The sequence below is a fragment of the Verrucomicrobiota bacterium genome (genome assembly GCA_016200005.1).
In the GTDB taxonomy this organism is placed as follows: domain Bacteria; phylum Verrucomicrobiota; class Verrucomicrobiia; order Limisphaerales; family PALSA-1396; genus PALSA-1396.
The window spans coordinates 121,326-140,255 of record JACQFP010000033.1; the positions used below are offsets into that span (position 1 = coordinate 121,326).

At 58.2% G+C, this 18,930-nt stretch carries 14 protein-coding genes and 1 pseudogene; 14 read left to right on the forward strand and 1 reads right to left on the reverse strand.

Going from position 1 to position 18,930, the window contains the following annotated elements; genetic code table 11:
- The first annotated feature begins 59 nt into the window (after positions 1-59).
- The 14 genes and pseudogenes from HY298_12535 to HY298_12600 all read left to right on the forward strand — a co-directional run bounded on the left by HY298_12535 (position 60) and on the right by HY298_12600 (position 16,767).
- A complete protein-coding gene (locus HY298_12535; protein ID MBI3851086.1) occupies positions 60-1,643 on the forward strand; it encodes a B12-binding domain-containing radical SAM protein in 1,584 nt (527 codons plus the stop codon).
- A complete protein-coding gene (locus tag HY298_12540) occupies positions 1,640-2,350 on the forward strand; it encodes a hypothetical protein (GenBank protein MBI3851087.1) in 711 nt (236 codons plus the stop codon). The genes HY298_12535 and HY298_12540 overlap by 4 nt, the downstream gene beginning before the upstream one ends.
- Before the next feature lie 4 nt (positions 2,351-2,354).
- The gene (locus HY298_12545; protein MBI3851088.1) at positions 2,355-3,173 is read left to right on the forward strand and encodes a DUF1361 domain-containing protein; all 819 of its coding nucleotides are present in this window, start codon (positions 2,355-2,357) and stop codon (positions 3,171-3,173) included.
- Positions 3,170-3,694, forward strand: coding sequence for a hypothetical protein (locus HY298_12550; GenBank protein MBI3851089.1), 525 nt, complete (start codon positions 3,170-3,172; stop codon positions 3,692-3,694). Before HY298_12545 ends, HY298_12550 begins: the two co-directional genes overlap by 4 nt.
- A gap of 44 nt (positions 3,695-3,738) precedes the next feature.
- Positions 3,739-4,284, forward strand: coding sequence for an RNA polymerase sigma factor (locus tag HY298_12555; GenBank protein ID MBI3851090.1), 546 nt, complete (start codon positions 3,739-3,741; stop codon positions 4,282-4,284).
- A 115-nt stretch (positions 4,285-4,399) separates the two neighbouring features.
- A complete protein-coding gene (locus HY298_12560) occupies positions 4,400-4,825 on the forward strand; it encodes a hypothetical protein (GenBank protein MBI3851091.1) in 426 nt (141 codons plus the stop codon).
- Between the two features lie 279 nt (positions 4,826-5,104).
- The gene (locus tag HY298_12565) at positions 5,105-7,156 is read left to right on the forward strand and encodes a hypothetical protein (GenBank protein ID MBI3851092.1); all 2,052 of its coding nucleotides are present in this window, start codon (positions 5,105-5,107) and stop codon (positions 7,154-7,156) included.
- Positions 7,157-7,568: 412 nt separating this feature from the next.
- Positions 7,569-8,156: an oxidoreductase gene (locus tag HY298_12570; GenBank protein ID MBI3851093.1), complete on the forward strand. Its 588-nt coding sequence runs from the start codon at positions 7,569-7,571 to the stop codon at positions 8,154-8,156.
- Between the two features lie 70 nt (positions 8,157-8,226).
- Positions 8,227-8,982: pseudogene (locus HY298_12575) on the forward strand (radical SAM protein).
- Positions 8,983-9,737: 755 nt separating this feature from the next.
- Positions 9,738-11,792, forward strand: coding sequence for a type II secretion system protein GspD (locus tag HY298_12580; GenBank protein MBI3851094.1), 2,055 nt, complete (start codon positions 9,738-9,740; stop codon positions 11,790-11,792).
- A 25-nt stretch (positions 11,793-11,817) separates the two neighbouring features.
- Positions 11,818-13,617, forward strand: a complete 1,800-nt coding sequence (pilM, locus tag HY298_12585) for a pilus assembly protein PilM (protein MBI3851095.1) — start codon at positions 11,818-11,820, stop codon at positions 13,615-13,617.
- 2 nt (positions 13,618-13,619) lie between these two features.
- On the forward strand, positions 13,620-14,486 hold the full coding sequence (locus HY298_12590; protein MBI3851096.1) for a hypothetical protein: 867 nt from the start codon (positions 13,620-13,622) through the stop codon (positions 14,484-14,486).
- Positions 14,486-15,022 carry a hypothetical protein gene (locus HY298_12595; GenBank protein MBI3851097.1) on the forward strand — a complete coding sequence of 179 codons (537 nt, stop codon included), beginning with the start codon at positions 14,486-14,488 and terminating at the stop codon, positions 15,020-15,022. Before HY298_12590 ends, HY298_12595 begins: the two co-directional genes overlap by 1 nt.
- Positions 15,023-15,024: 2 nt before the next feature.
- The gene (locus tag HY298_12600; protein ID MBI3851098.1) at positions 15,025-16,767 is read left to right on the forward strand and encodes a type II/IV secretion system protein; all 1,743 of its coding nucleotides are present in this window, start codon (positions 15,025-15,027) and stop codon (positions 16,765-16,767) included.
- A 30-nt stretch (positions 16,768-16,797) separates the two neighbouring features.
- On the opposite strand, the gene HY298_12605 is transcribed toward HY298_12600, so the two are convergent.
- Positions 16,798-18,921, reverse strand: a complete 2,124-nt coding sequence (locus tag HY298_12605) for an adenylate/guanylate cyclase domain-containing protein (protein ID MBI3851099.1) — start codon at positions 18,919-18,921, stop codon at positions 16,798-16,800.
- Positions 18,922-18,930 lie beyond the last annotated feature (9 nt).

An 18,930-nucleotide genomic window follows, 5' to 3' on the forward strand; every position in this document is an offset into this window, starting at 1 on the left:
GCGCCGAAAACTGGAAACGATCCGCCAAACGGCGCGCACGGAGTGACGCGCCCTACCACATGAAACTGCTTTCCACGTTGCTCGAGAGCGTGCCTGAGGATCCGTTTTACGCGCCGCGCACGCCGCTGTGGCTGCCGCGCGAGATGTCGAGTCCACCGCCGCTGCCATCAGCACAACCGAGCCGCACGCCGCAGCCACGAACGGCTTTGCTCATCAATCCGTTCTATGCGAAGTCGCCGCACGGCAGCTTCGGCAAGCACGTCCTCACGCCGACGCTCGCGCTGACCTCGTTGGCGGGAGCGACGCCGGCGCATTGGCAGGTGCGTTACTGGGACGAGAACCTTCTGCAAGGCCCACCGCCGTCCGAGCCGCTGCCGGAAGTCGTCGGCATCACGGTGCATCTAACTTTCGCGAAACGCGCCTATGCCCTCGCCAAGTGGTATCGCGCACACGGCAGCAAAGTCATTCTCGGCGGGCTGCACACACTTTCGTGTCCAGAGGAAGTTGCGCCACATGCCGACGCCATGGCCATTGGCGACGGCGTGCAGCTTTGGCCGATGATCCTGCGCGACATCGAGCGCGGCGAATTGAAACCGCGTTACGAAGCCACCTATGAAAGCGCTTACGGTTTCGATCCCCCGCCACGCCGTGAATTGGCGCCGCGGGCCAGTTTCCTGACGACCACGAGCCTCATCGCCACCCGAGGCTGCCACAATCGCTGCGGCTTTTGTTACCTCGCCACCGACGGGCTGCGCATGCCCTATCGCGTGCGCGAACCGGAGGACATCCGCCGCCAGTTCGATGCCGACGGCCAACCCTACGCCGTGTTTACCGACAACAACCTGGGCTCGAGGCGTGATTATTTGCGCGCGCTGTGCCGCGCACTGCGTCCGCTGGAGAGAATCTGGAGCGCCGCCGTGACGCTCGACGTGACGGACGAGCCGGCACTGGTGCGCGAGATGGCGTTGGCCGGTTGCACAGGCGTGTTCATCGGCTTCGAGACGCTGACAGATCAGAACCTTGTCGAGGCTCGCAAACGCACGCCGCGCGCGGACGACTACGCACGGCGCGTGCGCATCTTCCACGAGCACGGCATCCAGGTGAACGGCAGTTTCGTCGTCGGGTTTGACGGCGACCGCAAGGACACGTTCACAACGCTCGTGCAATGGATCGAGGCGAACCGGATGGAGTGCGCCACGTTTCACATTCTCACCCCGTATCCGGGCACGCCGTTGTTCCGGAAGATGGCGGCCGAGGGCCGGCTGCTGCATCATGACTGGGAGAAGTACGACACCGCGCACGTGGTGTTTCGCCCGAAGCACCTCACGCCGGAGGAACTGCTGCTCGGTTACGACTGGCTGTATCGCCGGTTGTTCTCCCACGCTTCGATCTGGCGACGGCGACCCGCCGCGACGGCAGCCCTGCCCGCCTACTTTGCCGGGTGTTATCTCTACAAACGCTCGAACCGGCTGTGGCGCTTCCTGATCCAGCATCAGCTCGTTCACGCCATCTGGCGGCCGCTCGTCGAGGTGACGCGGCTGCGGCATCTCGCCTTCCGCCGCCGTCTGGCCGCGACGAAATCTTTTGCGGCAAATCAAAGTGGTGCGTCCGCTTGTTCAATTCCGTTCCCCGCCAGCGTATGAAAGCAAATCAAACCAACTTTTCGCGGTGGTGGATCGTGGTCGTCTTTGCCGTCGCCATGGCGTGGGTTGAATCGTCCGTCGTGTTTTACTTGCGTACGATGATTGATCGCGTGGAGCCGTTGCAGGTTGATCCGTTGCCGATTGTCGGGTCGCTCGGCCAGGTAGAATTGGCGCGCGAAGTGGCCACGATGGTCATGCACTTCACGGTGGGCATGCTGGCGGGCCGGACGTGGCGGGCGCGGGTCGGTTACATGGCCGTGTCTTTCGGCGTGTGGGACGTGTTCTATTACGTGTTCCTGAAGATCATGTGCGACTGGCCGAACTCACTGCTGGACTGGGACATTTTATTCTTGCTGCCATTACCGTGGTGGGGGCCAGTGCTCGCTCCTGTTTCGATTGCCCTGCTGATGATTCTGTGGGGCACGCTGGCCAGCCAATTTGAACGAACACCCACCCACTGGCTGTCCAATTGGCGCGTGTGGGTTTTGAATTTCATGGGCGTCACGCTGGCACTCTATGTCTTCATGGCGGACACGCTGCATGTCGCCAACCAGGGCGTGGACGCAATTCGCAACGTGCTTCCCTCCCGATTCAACTGGCCTTTGTTCGGAGTCGCGCTCGTGCTGATGGCTGCACCGGTGTTACGATTGGCGCGCGAACTTTGGGCACGGCGCGCGCCGCATTTGGAAACTGTCAACGCGAATTAAATTTATGAAACTCTTGAAACTTCTCTACCAACGCGAGACCGTCGCGCCAATGCTGGCGATGACGTTCGCCTCCGCGGTGAGCGTGGCGCTCGTGCTGGCGCGCATTGCCTGGACCGGCCAGTTCTATTACGCATTCTTAATTGGCAATCTGTTCCTGGCGTGGCTGCCACTGATCTTTGCGGTGCTGGCTTGCGAACAATACGAGCGACCGACCAAATCGAATGAACCCACCCCTTGCCCCTCCCGGGAGGGGAACTTTTGCGATCGTGCGTCTGTCGCTGCTCCCCTCTTGGGAGGGGTCAGGGGTGGGTTCGTCGGAAAACAAAACTGGCGTTTCGCCGGACTGGCCGGCGCGTGGTTGCTGTTCTTTCCGAACGCGCCGTACATTTTCACGGACGTGATTCACCTGTTGTCTGGCCGCTTCCAGCATTTTTGGGTGGATCTAACGTTGATTTTACTGTGCGCGTTCACGGGATTGGTGCTGGGATTCGTGTCGCTTTATCTGATGCAATCGGTCGTGAGACGGATTTACGGGTGGGCGGCGGGCTGGTTTTTCGTGGCGGGGGTTGCGGGCCTGAGCAGTTTCGGAATTTATCTCGGTCGCTTTCTGCGCTTCAACAGTTGGGACGTGCTGATCCAACCGGTGAAGCTCTATCACGGTATCAATCATTGGGCGGCAGATCCGCTGGCAAACGCAAACACGTTTGCCTTCCCGGTGTTGTTCGCCACGTTTCTTTTTATCGCTTACGTGTTGCTGTATGCGTTGACACATTTGCCGCGCCCGCAGGTGATTTCCCCATCATTCCAAAAGGCGGGAACGTGAACCGCGAAGCGCAACTCCGCAGCCGAATCAAGGCACTAACATGGTTCTTCATCATCGGCCTCGTCTTGAGCGGCGCGACGGCGATTCCGCTGAACTGGGAACTTGATCTTCTCACGAAGTGGTTTGGAATCACTGGGCAAACCAGTGCAACGGCAAACTCCGAACTTGCGCGCTGGTTGCTCACGGCGGGCGAAGCGTTGCAAGATATAAGTGCGAAGCATCCACTTCTTTTCTATGGCACGGACTGGCTGGCGTTTGGGCACTTCGTCATCGCTCTAGCGTTTGTGGGTGCGCTGCGCGATCCGGTCCGGAATCGCTGGCTGTTCGATTTCGGATTGATCGCGTGCGTGTTGGTTGTTCCGTATGCGCTGATCTTTGGCGCGGTGCGCGGCATTCCATTCTGGTGGCGGCTGATTGACTGCTCGTTCGGCGTGTTGGGATTCGTGCCGCTGTGGCTTTGCCGGAGGTGGGCGCGCGAACTTGAAATCCAAGCCGCTGGAAATTTTTTTCCCGCCCATTGAACCTTTTCTCGCCTTCGGCATTCCACTGATTGTAAATGCTGGGAGTGGCTGAACGCGAACAACTGCCCGTCCCTCAAGCCCGCGCCGGAGACCCGGCAGCTTGGGACACGCTCTTCCGCCGCTACCAACTGCCGCTTTACGTTTATGTTTTTGAATTGGTTCACAATGAACAGACGAGCCTCGACCTCGTGCAGGAAACGTTCATCGCCGCAGCGCGCCACATCGCCGGCCTGCGCGACGACGCCAGATTCGGCAGTTGGCTCTTCGGCATCGCGCATCAGAAGTGTGTTCAACGCTGGCGAAAAGAAGACCGCGAAACCGAGTTGCGAAACGAACTCGCCGCCGCGCCCGTTGAATTTGAAAACAGCCCGGACGATTTGCTCATCCGCCGCGAACAGGAGGCCGAATTCATGAACCTGCTCAACCAACTCCCGCCGTCGCAACGCTCGGTGTTGCTGCTGCGTTTCATCGAGGATTTTTCGCTCGAAGAAATCGCGGGCATCACCGACGTGAGCCTCGGAACGGTGAAGTCACGCTTGCATTACGCGAAGCGAGCGCTCAAACAACTGATCCAACAAACCCGGCCATGAACGAAAAGGAATTAACGCAAAGACGCAACGGCGCGAAGACGCAGAGAATAGTATTTGTCGCTGTTCTCCTTGGCGACTCTGCAGCTTGGCGTCTTTGCGTTAAAAGGGAGGCATTATGAAAACGCCACGCGAAATTCTGCTGCAACGTCACCAAGCGGTTACGCCCAAGCTCGACGAAATCCGCCGAGCTGTAGTGGCCAACTTGAAGGAGTGTCCGGCGGCGCACGAACAAAGTTTGCCCGTCGCCGTCGCGCTCAAACTCTGGCGCGAATTGGTCTGGCCATGTCGCCGGACTTGGGCGGGACTCGCCGCGACTTGGTTGGTATTGGTCGTATTCAACTTCACGCACGCCGAACGCACCAAAGACGTCGCCACCAAATCCACGACTCCAGCAGAAGAAATGCGCCTCGCGTTTCAAGAACAGCAACGGCTGCTAGCTGAACTCGTCGGCCCGCCGCCGGTCGCGCCGCCCGCCGAATCGCCGCGTCGCCAAAAGCACCAGCCGCGCAGCGAGAGGCGCGTGGAAATTTCGACGGTTTGAAATCGTGAGCACAGTCCATCGCATCGTTCTTCTGAAACCATCACGAGTATGAATGAAGAACCCAAACGCATCTGGAAAAAAACTTGGCATGTTCCGCGCGCCGTCTTGATCTGGCTGGTGTCATTCACCCTCGTGATCTTCGGAACAATGATGATCGCCGGGTCGGAGCCAGAAATGCGTCATCCACTTGTGGTTTTCGCCGTAACTGGCTTCATCGGCGCGTCCGTCCTGCTTTGCTTGTGGTTATGCGTCCGCTGGTCGTCGCGTTGTTGGCGCAATCTGCGCCGGACTTTGCTAGGACTCGCTGGTCTCGCCACGTTAATCGCCGTTTTCTACACCGAAGAAAACTGGCGCGGCAAACGCGCGTGGGAAAGTTGCAAACGGGAACTGGGAGCGAGAGGCGCAGTACTGAATTGGTCTGCATACATTCCTCCGGCAGTGCCAGACGAGCAAAACTTCTTCAAAGCGCCAAAAATGCAGGAATGGTTTACGGGGAGAGGCGTGAGTGAATTATCGAAACGATGGGTCTCTCGGCCATTCAGCGTCGTCGCTGAGTTAACGGTGGTGACGTCTCCTGCCGCCACCGCTCCTGAAGATGCGGACCTAATGTTGCAATACAACTACCCGGCCCTGACAATCGCGACGGCACCGGCGAACTCGTCCAACGCGGCCGATCTCCAGGCGGCGATTATTCCGGTCGTGATCCTAGATAATGTTCCATTGACGAACGCCATCGAAAATTTGGCGCGCCGGGCGGAGCTGAAATTTTCCTTTGATCCACTAGTTACCTCCGGCTGGGCCTATCCGGATGGAACGCCTTGCCTTCAATATCCGGTTTCCGTTCGATGGACAAATGTCACCGCTCGCCAAGCACTTTTGGCTGTGCTCAACAATTTCGGTCTGATGATGGTTGAAGATCCAAAAACCGGCATTGCGCGCGTTACTTCGAAAGACGAGAAGCAAGTATACGCGGACCAGGCTGTGCGTGAACGTCTCGCAAAACTCATCCAGAGCGCTATTGAAGCGAGCATAAACGGTTCTGCCGGGCCAAGCGCAAAAGCTTCGCAAGGTTTCATGCTCGTCGCCCAGTCACTGAATCCAATCAAGCCGGTGCGTATTGTTGTGCGGGCGGACACGACACCGAGCATCGAAGAGATCGCCGCGTTTTTTCCTGCGCCTCACGGCGGCCGTCTGCGAGCAGAAGCGGCCGGCACTAATTCATTCCGCCTGTCACTGAATCCGCCGGAGGTTTATAGCGCCACCGATTATCTGGCGTGGAGCGATCCATTCGAATCCGACTTCGACCTGATTCGCGAAGCGCTCAAACGTCCTTACGCGCGGATGGATGGCGATTATCAGCGTCCTGCCGCCATGCCAATTCCAAATTTCCTATGCGTTCGGACCACCGCGCAAATGCTGGCGCAACGTGCGCAATGCTACCTGCTGCTTGGCCAGCCGGACAAAGCCTTGCGCGAACTGACGCTGATTCACGACCTGTGCCATTTGCTGGAAGGCAGGCCCACCGGCAAACCCATGACCCTGACGGCGGCGATGATCAACGTTGCTGTCACCGGACTTTATGTGCAAACGATCGCTGACGGATTCCGCCTGCAAGCGTGGCACGAGCCGCAACTCGTCGCGCTTGGGCAACAGCTTAAGCAAATCAGTTTAATGCCTTATGTAGCGGAAGCCTTTCGGAGCGAACAGATGTTCTTGTCGCGCACGCTTGAAATCACTCCACGAACGGAAATCAAGAAGATGTTTTCTTTTGCAGATTCCAAAACGACCTTCTGGCAAGAGATCGAAGACCTGCTTTTCAACGTTGCGCCGCGGGGTTGGTTTTATCAAAATATGGTTGTTCACGCCCAATTGCTTCAGAAATACAGTGATGGTTTTGATCCTATGAATGAAATCGTTTTGGCGCATAAAGAGAAGGAAATCGCGCGCGAGCTTGAAACTACCTTTGCTCATTTTTCCCCGTACACGTTCATCGCCGCCATGACAACCCCTAACTTTGTCAGAGCCATTCAAGCACTAGGATTGCACCAAACGATGGCAAACGAGGCACTCGTTGTCTGCGCGTTGGAGCGTTATCGCGTGGTGCATGATCAATATCCCGACAAACTCGACTCGCTCTTGCCGCAATTCATTGAAAAACTTCCGCACGACATCATCGGCGGCCAGCCGTTGAAATATCGCCGCATGGACGACGGAAAATTTCTGCTCTACTCCATCGGCTGGAACGAAAAGGACGACGGTGGCCAAGTCGTTCACAAAAAAGACGGCGCGGCGGACACGGTCAATGGCGATTGGGTCTGGGGCACTCACTAAAGTGAATGGTGGGAGCATAATCGACTGATTCGCGGGTCGATTAGGCGTTAGAAAATTCGTTGCCTCGTGGCAACAGGAATGGTTGAATCCGGTCACAACCCTTTCAACCAAGATGGAAGTCAAAATCGAGTGCGGGTGTGGCTCGCGCTACAAGTTTGATGTCGAGCCAGTCCATGGCCGGATGCCGACCCCGGTGCAATGTCCCGTTTGCGGTGTGGACGGCACGGGCGCCGCGAATGAAATCATTGGACGCAACTTTCCGGCCGCATCGGTAGTATCTCCGTCACGGGTTCAATCGCCGCCAACTTCCGGTTTGCGGGTGGCGAGTGCGGCAAACCGCAGCGGCCGGAGCGCTCAGGCCGAACAAGCATCGGCGACCGGCGCGCACGCGCATGATCAATCCGACCGCGCGTTGTTGGAGCGCACGACTTTCTTCGTCAAGGAACGCGCCGGGTTGTTGAAGCTTACTGACACTTACGATATCTTTGATCCAGCCAGTGGGCAGAACATCGGGATTGCGAAGGAAGAACCGCCAGTGTGGGCGAAGTGGTTGCGACTGGTCGTCAAGAAGCACATGATGCCCACGGCGGTGAATATTTACGAACAGGAAGGGCAGCCGCGCATCCTTTCGATTCAGCGCGGATTCACGTTTCTGCGGTCGAAAATCAAAGTGGTGGCAGGCGACGGCACCTCGCTGGGTTACTTCAAAAGCAAATTGTTTTCGATTGGCGGCGGTTTCTACGTTTTCGACAATCAAAACCAGCAGGTCGCAGAAGTGAAGGGCAACTGGAAAGGTTGGGACTTCAAATTTCTCAGCAAAGGCGGACGTGAGATCGGCACGGTGACGAAGAAATGGGCCGGGCTGGGCAAGGAGCTATTCACATCGGCGGACAACTACATCATCTCGTTGAGTGACGTGAGCGCGGCGGGGCCAGCCGCGAGTGCATTGCTGCTGGCCGCCGGATTGGCCATCGACGTTGTGTTCAAGGAAGTTGATTAGGAGGCGGTCGCCGGCTTTTGGCTGCCAACTGGCCCTTGTTTCCACAAGGAAATCTCGGTAAACTTTCGCTGTGATTTACGATGCGTCACTCGACGAGCTGCTCCAAAAAGTTTGGGATGGCCAGCGCATTGATCAGGCCGGCGCCTTACGGCTTTACCGTTTACCGCTGGAAGAACTTGGCGCATTGGCCGATCATCGCCGCGAACTGGCCAAGCGCGATGCCTTTGACGGCCACGGCAATGAGATCGTCACTTATATCATCGACCGCAACGTCAACTACACGAACGTCTGCAACGTGTATTGCAAATTCTGCGCGTTCTACCGCACGGAGAAAGAGGACGACGCCTACGTCATCACGCACGCTGAGATGGACCGAAAGATCGAGGAAACCATCGCGCTGGGTGGCACGCAGATTTTGATGCAAGGCGGGCATCATCCGAAGCTGAGCAAGCAGTGGTATCTGGATTTGCTCTCGCACATCAAATCGAAGTTCCCGCAGATCAACATTCATGGCTTTAGTCCGAGCGAGTTCGTCGCGTTCCAGGAATTCTTTGGCGAACCGGTTGAACAAATCATCCGCGACTTCGTAAAGGCCGGGCTTGGCAGCATTCCGGGTGGTGGTGGCGAAATTCTGGTGGACCGTGTGCGCCAGCGCATCGCCCCGCTCAAAGCGATGAGCGACGAATGGCTCGGCGTGATGGACGTAGCGCATCGGCTCGGCCTGGCTTCGACGGCCACGATGATGTTCGGTCATGTGGAGACGGTCGAGGAGCGCATTGAGCATTTGGAACGCGTGCGGGCGCAGCAGCATAAGTCGCTGGGCTATGGCCAAACTCCCCTCACCCCATCCCTACTCATGAACCCTAAGTGCATTTCGTCTTCGGCCAACCCCCTCACCCCATCCCTCTCCCCCTCGGAGGGGGAGAGGGTGGTCGAAAACCAGGGTCGAAGCCAAACCGCAAATGCTTGTGGCGGTTTCACCGCGTTCATTGCCTGGACGTTTCAGGCGGAACACACGAAGCTGAAAGCTCCGACGGTTGGCGCGCACGAATACCTGCGGATGCAGGCATTGTCACGCGTCTATCTCGACAACATCCCGAACATTCAAAGCTCGTGGGTCACGCAAGGCCAGGCGATCGGACAAATCGCGCTGAAGTATGGCGCGAATGATCTGGGCAGCATCATGATTGAAGAGAATGTTGTCTCGCAGGCCGGCACGACCTTTTGCATGGGGGTGGCGGACATGCAGCGGCTCATCATCGACCTCGGCTACGAAGCGCGCCAGCGGGACAACTGGTATCGGTTGGTGAGCTGAGGTGAGGCGCTGGCCGATTCTTCTGGCCAGAAGTATTTTGCCGTTGAGTGGAGAGCATTGGGTCGTCGCCTGCCGGTGAAAATCTAAAAGATTTTGATTATTCCCCTTTACCAAACCGACTTGAATAATTCAGAATAGGCCGGATTAGCCGAACGGAAAGCCACTGCGCTCCCCGTGGCCGGGGCAGAGCCGGCGCACCATTAAAGAATGGCCGAGGTGGATGTTGGGGTGAATGACAACCGGACGCGGCTCGTCTATGACCAGGTATGGCAGGTGAATTCGTTGTGTTTCGCGTAACCCTTTTTTCAATCATTCTGGTATTGCTGGCCGGCTGTGTGAGTTCTAAAAAACCGACGGCCGAGCCAACCCATGCGCTGGCGACTCCAAAGACATCCGAACGAACCAAGGAGCCGGTCAAAGAGCCCGTCAAGGAACCGGCCAAGGAAAAACCTCAGGCCGCGCCGGCAAGAGTGCAATCCAGCGCCAACAATGATGAGGAGATCAAGGCCATTACGGATTTGGCGAAAAAGAATCAGTGGGACGAAGCCGAGACCCGCGCGACGGTTTTGTTTGAGAAGTCGCCACAGGATCCGCTGGTCGTGCGAATATTGGGGTATGTAAAGAAAGAGCGTCAGTTACGCCGGGAGCAGGCGCTGGAGGACAGCATCCGGGAAATTGACGCCAAGAATTCGGTGTTTAATCCCACCATCCCCGGTTTGCTGAAGGAGAAGAAGGATCGTGGATTGCCGGCGAACAAAGCTTTACGCGACGCAGTGGATCAGCTTGAAGCCGTGCCCTACGTCCCTGAGAATTTTGGGAAAACCGTTCAGGAAAAGGGCCGGCTGTTCGACCTTGAATCCAAGGAAGGGAAGATGGCCAAGCTGCTGTCAAAGGAGATTTCCGTGCACGTGGATAATCTGACGCTGGAGGCGATGTTGCTTAACATTGGCCAGGCGGAGGGAATTAACTTCGTGGTGGACAAAACGCTGCCGGCCCTCAAACAAACGTTGCTCGTGAACATGGACAAGGTCAGGTTGTCCGAGTTTTTGCGTTATTTGTCCCGGAATCTGGATGTGCAATTCCAGGTGGGTGAGGATCTGATCTGGGTGGTCGATAGCAAGGACCCCAAAAGAGTGCTGGAAGAAACCCGGGTTTATCATTTGCGCAAAGGATTCATTTTGCCGGCGCAATTCGGCCCCACGGAAATCAACCGGGTGAGCGAAACAAAAGTATTGCCAACGGGCAACATTACGACCGTCACGGAAAATCAGAAGATCGAGCAATTTGTCAAGGACGGCGCGTCGACCAGCCCTTCGATCGAGGAGGCCATCAAGAAATTCTTCATAGGTACCAGCACGAGCACTAATGCGGGCACCAACGTAATCACTGGCGCAGGCCCCAAGTTTCAGATTGACCGGGAGCGCAACGTCATTATGGCTTGGGGAACGCGAGAACAACTCGAGATATTGGATCGAATAATAGAAGAGTTCGATCGACCCATTCAACAGGTGTTGATCGAGGCGCGGTTCATCACGATTTCCCAGGCCGCCTTCATGCAACTGGGCGCCAATTGGGAAACCGGTCGCAACCGGCTGACGGCGGTTCCCGCGCCGACCGATTTCACCGGGTTGGCGACCACGCAAACGGGACTTGGTTTGCAAACGACCTTCACAAACGTTTTGAACCGGTACGATCTCAGTGTGACGTTGAAAGCGCTGGAACAAGGAGGGGAGAGTCAGACGCTGAGCGCGCCCCGGCTCACCTTGATCAACAATCTCCCCGCGCATATTGAGGACGGTCAGGTCCAATATTACTACGAGGAATATACAGTCAAACAACAAGTGACAGACCGAACGACGGCCTCCAGTCTGGTGCCGATCGGCAAACCCGCCAAATTGACTTCTGGAGCTTCTTTGGATGTCGTGGCCAGCATCGGCGGGGACGGAAAAACCATCCTGCTCGCCTTGAAGCCGGAAGTAAAATCCTCCGTGCAACTGGTCACCTTTGCCACGGTCACCGACCGGAATGATGCGGGCAATGTCGTCGGCACCTTTGACATCAAACTGCCGCAATATCGCACCCAGACCCTGTCCACCCGCGTCGCGGTCAAGTCCGGACAAACCGTGGTCATGGGCGGCGTCATGGAACACAACAAGAGCACCTTTGTGGAATCCGTTCCGGTTCTTGGACACATTCCCATCATCGGTGCGGCGTTTCGCACCCGCACGGAGGTGGACAGCCCGCGTTATCTGCTCGTATTCGTGAAGGCCACGCTGCTGTCCGACTCCGGGGAGTTCATTGAATACGAAGACCAGAAATGACCTCCCGTGGATTTAATTTTCGTTCATGAATCTCTTTTCCCTCCCGCCGACCCGCCGGCTGCTGGTGATTGATCCGGGCAGCCGGTGCATCAAAGTTCTCCTGGTGAACAAGCTCATGGGTCGGGTGCGCGTCCTGCGTCACCGCTCGTTTGACCTGGCGGAAGGCAGTGTGCTCACACCGGAAGAGTTGAGCCGTTTGCTGGAAACCGTGTTGCAGGAGTTCGGTCGGATGCCCGTGGCCATCAGTCTGCCGCAACAACTCTCCATCTCGCAGGTGATCGATCTACCGCGCGTCGGGCCGGAGCAGGTCAAGGCCTTGATCGAAGAAGAAACCGTCAAGCTCAGCGGCCTGAGCGAGAGCGGGATCGTCTATGATTACGGCAAGCTCAAACCGTTTGGGAAATATCAAAATCCATTCTGGGTCACCTTCGCGAAGGAGGAGGAGATTTTGATGGAAGTCAGCCGGCTCGTTGGCATTGGCGGGCACCTTTGCGAAATCATCACGCCGGCCAACGCGCTGATCGCGACCTATCAAGCCGCGCAACCCCGGCCGGAAAACGCCTTGTTGGTGGAGCTGGGCGCGACCAGCACGGTCGTGGCCATCGTCGCGCAGGGCCAGGGCGTCTATGCCCTCAGCTATCCCATTGGCGGCAACACGTTCACCGAAGCCATCGCCACGCAACAGAATTGCTCGCTGGAGGCGGCCAAGTCGCTCAAGTACTCGCAAAACCTGTTCGCGGCCGGAGCGGCGATTCCCGGATTGTGCTCCGTGGTGGACGGCTGGCGGACCGAGCTGGAAAAAATTCTTCAAGACTGGCTGCGGGAAAATCCGGAACTCGGCCTTTCGGTGGACTCGTTCCGGATCATTCTGGGTGGTGGCGGCGCGCGTCAGCCGGGATTGATGGAGTACTTGAACGCAAAGAGTCAACTGCGTTTCACCCCCTGGCCCAGTTTGTCCGGTGAACTGGGCGAACTGACGCTCGAACGTTACGCAGTGGCTTACGGTGTCGCGCTCAAGCGGCTGGGGCCGTCATTGCCATCCGCGTCGCTCTTCCCTGCCGACCTGCGGGAAGCGCGGAAACGGCAGAGCACGCAAGCACTGCTGCAATCAGTCAACTGGGCATTGCTCTTGGTTGTTGCGCTGGTGCTGCTCTTCGGCACCGCGCAGAAGTTCAATCTGACCCAAAAAAAGCAGGCGCTGTTGAAGCAGTCCCAGGCCGTCTTGGAGGAGGCCAAAGGGGTTGAGACATTGAACCGGAGACTGGAGGACGCCTATGAACGCCTGCGCCCTGTGTTGAAGCTGCAAAAGCGGACCGTCGATAAACTCTCGACGCTGGCGTTGTTGCAGAAAGTCAGGGATGACAAGAAACTTTGGTTTGTGCTGTTCGCAGATCAGGAGTCCTACTTTGCCGGGCAAGCCGCGCCCGTCACCCAGACCAATCTAGCCGTGGCTGCGGCCGCCCTCAATGTCACCAACCCGCCGCCGTCGAAGTACGGGTTTATCGCCGAACTTTGCCTCTCCGAGGAGGGCGAAGCCATGCGGGAGACTCTGCGCAAAGTCGTATCCGAACTGAAACAGAATCCCGCGTTCACCAACGTCGATACGCTGCCGGCGGACCAGCGCAAAAACCTGGTCAGCACGAACGTGCTGGTGGCCGGCCGCTATTTTTCGCTCTCCATCGAGATGGCGGAAAACACTTTTCAAAATCCCCTGCCTCCCACGGAACCAAAACCGCCACCGATCCGCACGCTCAAAACGAACGCGCGCACGCTTCACCCCGCGCTGGAGCGAAACGGGACGCCGGCGCCGGCCAGGGAAAACTGAACATGCCGACGATCAAACAAATTGCCGGTCTGCGCTGGGTCATGCTCTTGGTGGCGGTGGGGCTGGCGTTATACTTCGTGCTGGTTTTTCGGCCGTTGGCACACCAGGCGGACGCACTGGATGGGCCGCTGGCGGAGGTCTGGCAGGACCTGGTGAACGTCAGTCTGGAGAGCAGCGGCATCCGCGATCTGGATCTGGGCAAGATCAAGAAGACCCAGGAAAAATTGCAGGCGTCCTTGCTCGCGACGGAGAAGGCCGGGCAACTGATCGCCGCCCGCGTGGAGTTGGAGCCGGAGATTCGCGCCAAGCTGAAGGAGGAATTCCTCCTGGTGGATTATCAGAACGATCGCCAGAAGCGCATCGAGCAATTGACTGCGCTGGCCAAGACTCAGCAGGTGACGCTGGACGCTGCTGCGTTGGCGGGTTTTCCCGAACACAAGGCGGAGATGAAAGAACCGAACCTGCTTTGGGCGGAGCTGGCCATCGTGCATCACATTCTAACCACCGCCATCAACAGCAAGGTAAGCACCATCAAAAACCTGAGTGTACTGCCGTTGCAAATGTATCGCGTCCCCGGTGGCACGGAGGTTAATCTCGAGGAGATTCCTGTGCGGATTGAACTGGTGGCGCCGATGGAATCCGCCGCCAGCTTCCTGCTCGCCTTGCCGCTGCGCGCGGAAGAAATGAAGACTGCCGGCCAGCCAGAATCCCGGCCCGGCAAACCGGCGCTGTTTCTGGACAAGTTGATTTTAAAGAAACAAACGCCGGAAAAGGCGGCTGAGGTCAGTCTGGATGTGGTGCTCTGCGGCTTCGTGCGCGCGCTCGATGTGCGCGCGGCCCGACCGGAAGCAAAAACAAAATCGGAATAATGTTTAGAGCATTGGAAAACAGCAAATGGTTCTCGACGGTGCTGCTGCTGGGGGCGCTCGTCCTGCTGGCGGTGGCTGTGTTGAACTTGGGCGGCCAGCTAAACTACCGCCCCGAGCTGAAGCGCCGCGCCACTTCGCCAAATGCCACCGTGTTGGTGGGGAAGATTGAGGCGTTGTTCTCGCCGGCGACGCTGGCGGCCTGTCGCCCGGCAACCAATTCGGTCAATCCCTTTTACACCACCTATTTTCAACCACCGCCCACGCCTCCCAAACCGGCGACGCCAACTCCCGCACCCTCCCCGACCAAGAAAATCCTACTCACTTACCAAGGCGTCTATCAAACCGCTGGCGGCGAGAAGAAGGCGTTTGTCAAAGTCGGCGACACCTTGTTTGTCGGACCGGTAGGCTCGAACGTGGTGGCCGACCTAGCGGTGGTGGACATTGCGCTGCGCACGTTGACTTTGAAAAACGCCGCGTCGCAGACGAACCTCCTCCAGTTCAATGTTCCCAAAGAAGTCGAAGTTCCGAATAAATGATCATGGAAGCGACCGCGACCACAAAAGAAACCGGCGACCTGTTGCTCGAACAAGGCAAGCTGACCGAAAAGCAACTGGAGCAGGTGCGCCGCAGTCAACTGCGCCTGGGCCTTCCCCAGCACCGCGCAATTGTTGAACTGAATTACGCATCGGAAGAAGACACCTATCGTGCGCTGGCGTCACTCCATCATCTGGATTTTATCGACCACAGCCAGCTCGCGCTGCCCGCCGCCGTGCTGGAACTGGTGCCGGTAAAACTCATTTTCCATTACCGGATGGTGCCGGTGTCGCTGGAGGGCGAGTTGCTCACACTGGCCTTCGGCGAACCGCCGCGCCAGATGGAACTGGGCAACCTCCGCCTGCTGCTCGGCAAACGGCTCAAAGTCGTCCTGACCACTCCGAGTTCGATTCATGCCGTGATTAAAAGACAATTCGGCCTGGGCGCGCAAACCGTCCAACGCCTGCGCGAGGAGCGTGGATTGACCGACGCGAGCGAAGATATAGTTTTTGATGTCAAATCCACCGAGGACAGTTCCGCCGTCGATGCCACCATCGCCGATTTTGTCGATCAGATTCTCCTGGAAGCCTTGCGCTTGCAGGCCACGGACATTCACATCGAGCCGTACCACTCCTCCATCCGCCTGCGCTACCGGATCGACGGGATGATGCAGACGATTCCCGTGCCTGATGCCTTGCGCCAGCTCCACGAAACCATCGCGTCGCGTCTGAAAATCATGGCGGGCCTGAACATCGCGGAGAAGCGCCTGCCGCACGACGGGCGCATCGCCATGAAGACCGGGAACGAGGAGTACGACCTGCGCATCTCGGTCATTCCCACCAAGCACGGCGAAACCATTTGTTTGCGCATCCTTGGCCGGCAGAGTCTGTTCATGGACCTCGAGCAACTCGGCATGGAGCCGCAACACGAGGCGCTGTTCGCCGACCTGACCCAGTTGCCGCAGGGCATGATTCTTTTGACCGGCCCGACCGGCAGCGGCAAGACCACCACACTGTATGCCGCGCTGGCCCACGCGAACGACGATACGCGGAAAATCATCACGATCGAAGACCCGGTGGAATACCAGTTGGAAGGCATCACCCAGATCCAGGTGCGGCAGGACATCGGGCTGACGTTTTCCAGCGGGCTGCGCTCGGTCTTGCGCCATGATCCGGACGTTGTGCTCATCGGAGAAATCCGCGACAATGAAACCGCCGAGATTGCGGTGCGCGCCGCCCAGACCGGGCACCTGGTTTTCTCCACCTTGCACACCAACGACAGCATCAGCTCCATCACGCGGCTTCTGGACATGAAGGTGGACGCCTTTTTGATCGGCTCATCGCTGGTATGCAGCGTCGCACAGCGATTGGCCCGGCGCATCTGCCGGCATTGCAGCGAAGAGGACACGAACATCCCCGACCGTTTGCGCAAGGAAATGGCGCGGGCGCTGGGCATCAAGGCGGAGGAAGCCAAGGCATGGAAGGGGCGCGGCTGCATCGAGTGCAACCAGAAGGGTTACCGCGGGCGCGTGGCCATTTACGAATTCTTTTTGATGAACGACGCCATCGCGGACTTGATTGTGCCCGACATCAAGACCGGTCAGTTGCGCGAAGCAATCCGCCAGCACGGCTGGCGCTCCCTGCGCGAACTGGCGTGGGGCAAAGTCCAGTCCGGCTTGATTCCCATCGCCGAGCTGCAGCGATTGACCCATCGGATCGAGTTTCAGCGGTCGGAGGCGGAGGCCTGACGAGCGACTGGATCCTTGCAGCGCGCCAACTCATTTCTTTGTCATGACGAAGACGCCGTTCCACGACTCATCGGGCGGATTCTGGATCAGGTTTTGGCAGCGTTCAGCATACAGGGCGCTCAAGAAGTCCTCCGGTTGTCGGCGCAGGCATTCCTGAAAGGCCGTGGCTGCCGCTGCAAACTCACGGCTTCGATACTGCCGCACGCCTTCTTCATAGCGCGCCAGCCAGACGGGTGTGGACACGGTTTGCGCGGCGCCGTCACCCACGACCGTGAACACGTCCACGGGTTTGGTTTTGCCCTTGACCTGCACGTAATCCACCGTGCGCAAAATGTATTGCTCGCCGACGAGCGGAGCCAGGTTTTCGCCGAGCAGGAGATCGAGATGATATTCCTTCGTGAGTCCTTCCAAGCGTGAAGCCAGGTTGACTGGATCGCCAATGGCCGTGAACTCCACCTTCTGGGACGAGCCGATTTCACCGACGATGGCTTCGCCGTGGTTGATGCCGATGCCGAACGCCAGTTCCGGCATCCCGCGAGCTTTCCAGCCCTCGTTCAGTTTCCGCAGGCTGCGTTTCATCGCAAGCGCGGTGGCCACGGCCAGTTGCGCATCGTGCGCGCGCCCTTTGCTAACGATGTCAATGCTGCCCCAAACGGCCATCACCGCATCGCCGATGAACTTGTCGAGCGAACCTTGATGGGTAAAAACGTCGCGCACCATTTCCTCGAAATATTCGTTGAGTTGCTTCACAAGTCGCGCGGAGTCCGAACTTTCGGTCAGCGTCGTAAAACCCCGCACGTCGGAGAAGAGCACCGTGACGGATCGGCGCACGCCCACAAGTGAGTCGAAGTAAGTCGCCGGGTTGTCGAGCAATTCCTTCACGACATCCTTGGAGACGTAGCGCTCCAGCGTCTTGCGAACCCGCGCCTTCTCCAACTGCTCCAGCACATAATCGTACGTCAGCACCAAGACACTGCTCGCGAGCAAGACCAGCACCGGGCCGGCCACTGGAATGACGAAACCCGGACGACTGAACAATGCCTGCGCCCCAAACCAGTAGCCCACAAGCAACGCGCCGACGACCGCCAGTCTTGTCACCGGCTGGCGAATGACGAAACCCAGTGTCAGCGCCAGGAGTCCGGCCGCACCGATCATCCCCAAAGTCCCTTGCGGTGACGTCTCACCCAGGAACTCGCCATGCAGCGCGGCGCTGAGGATGTTCAGGTGGAGTTCCGGTCCAAGCATTTCGCGCTTTGGGTCGCCAAAAGGTGTGCGGTGCTCGTCGTGAAAGATGCTGGCGGTCGGGCCGACGAGCACAATCTTGTCGCGGAAAAATTCGCCGTTCCCGTAATTGCGTTCCCAGAGTTTGGGCGAGAGCACGTCGCCGATCGGATGAACGCGATAACCGTAGCCCGGCGCGTTGCCGAAGCGAAAACGGACGGAATCGAACCCGGCGGGAACCGCGTCCACGCGACCGAGCTTCCGGAGTACGCGCAGCGCAAGCGACTCCATCACTTCCTGACCTGACACGACAAAGCCCGCCTGCTCGCCGGTCTGACGAAAATTGGCGCGGCGGACAATGCCGTCGAAATCCTCCGGGAGGTTTACAAAGCCGACGCGGTCGTCCCGCACAACCGCGTCCGTGTCCGGCGCGGGCAGAACGGCTGGGTTGGGAGTCAACAGTTGGAGGACGTTGCCGCGATCCGTTTTCTGCGGGCTCAGGCTGCAACCGACGACGATTTTGTCGCGATGCTTTTCGAGCGTGTGGCGGAGTTGTCCGTCACCGTCATTCGGAGCGCTGAACACCAGGTCGAAGGCGATCACCTTCGCTCCGGCCGCGGCAAGTTTTTCCGTCACCTCCGCCCAGACGACGCGCGACCAGGGGAAGTTTCTTTGCAGGTCTCGCAAAATGGGCGCGCGCTGAAGTTCTTCCGCGCTGAAATCCGAACTGCCGTATGCCGGTTGATCGATCCCGATCAAAACCAGCCGTGGGTCCACGGGCGTCTTCCGGCCGAGGCGCGTCCGCAAGTCCTGTGTGTAAAGCTCCATTTCGAGCAGCGGCGAGTAACCGAAGTGTTGAAGCGCCAGCGCCAGCAGCGTGAACGCTGCGCAGATGGCGAGCACCACCCCGAACCGTTTGAACTGCCGTTGCATGAAGTTGAT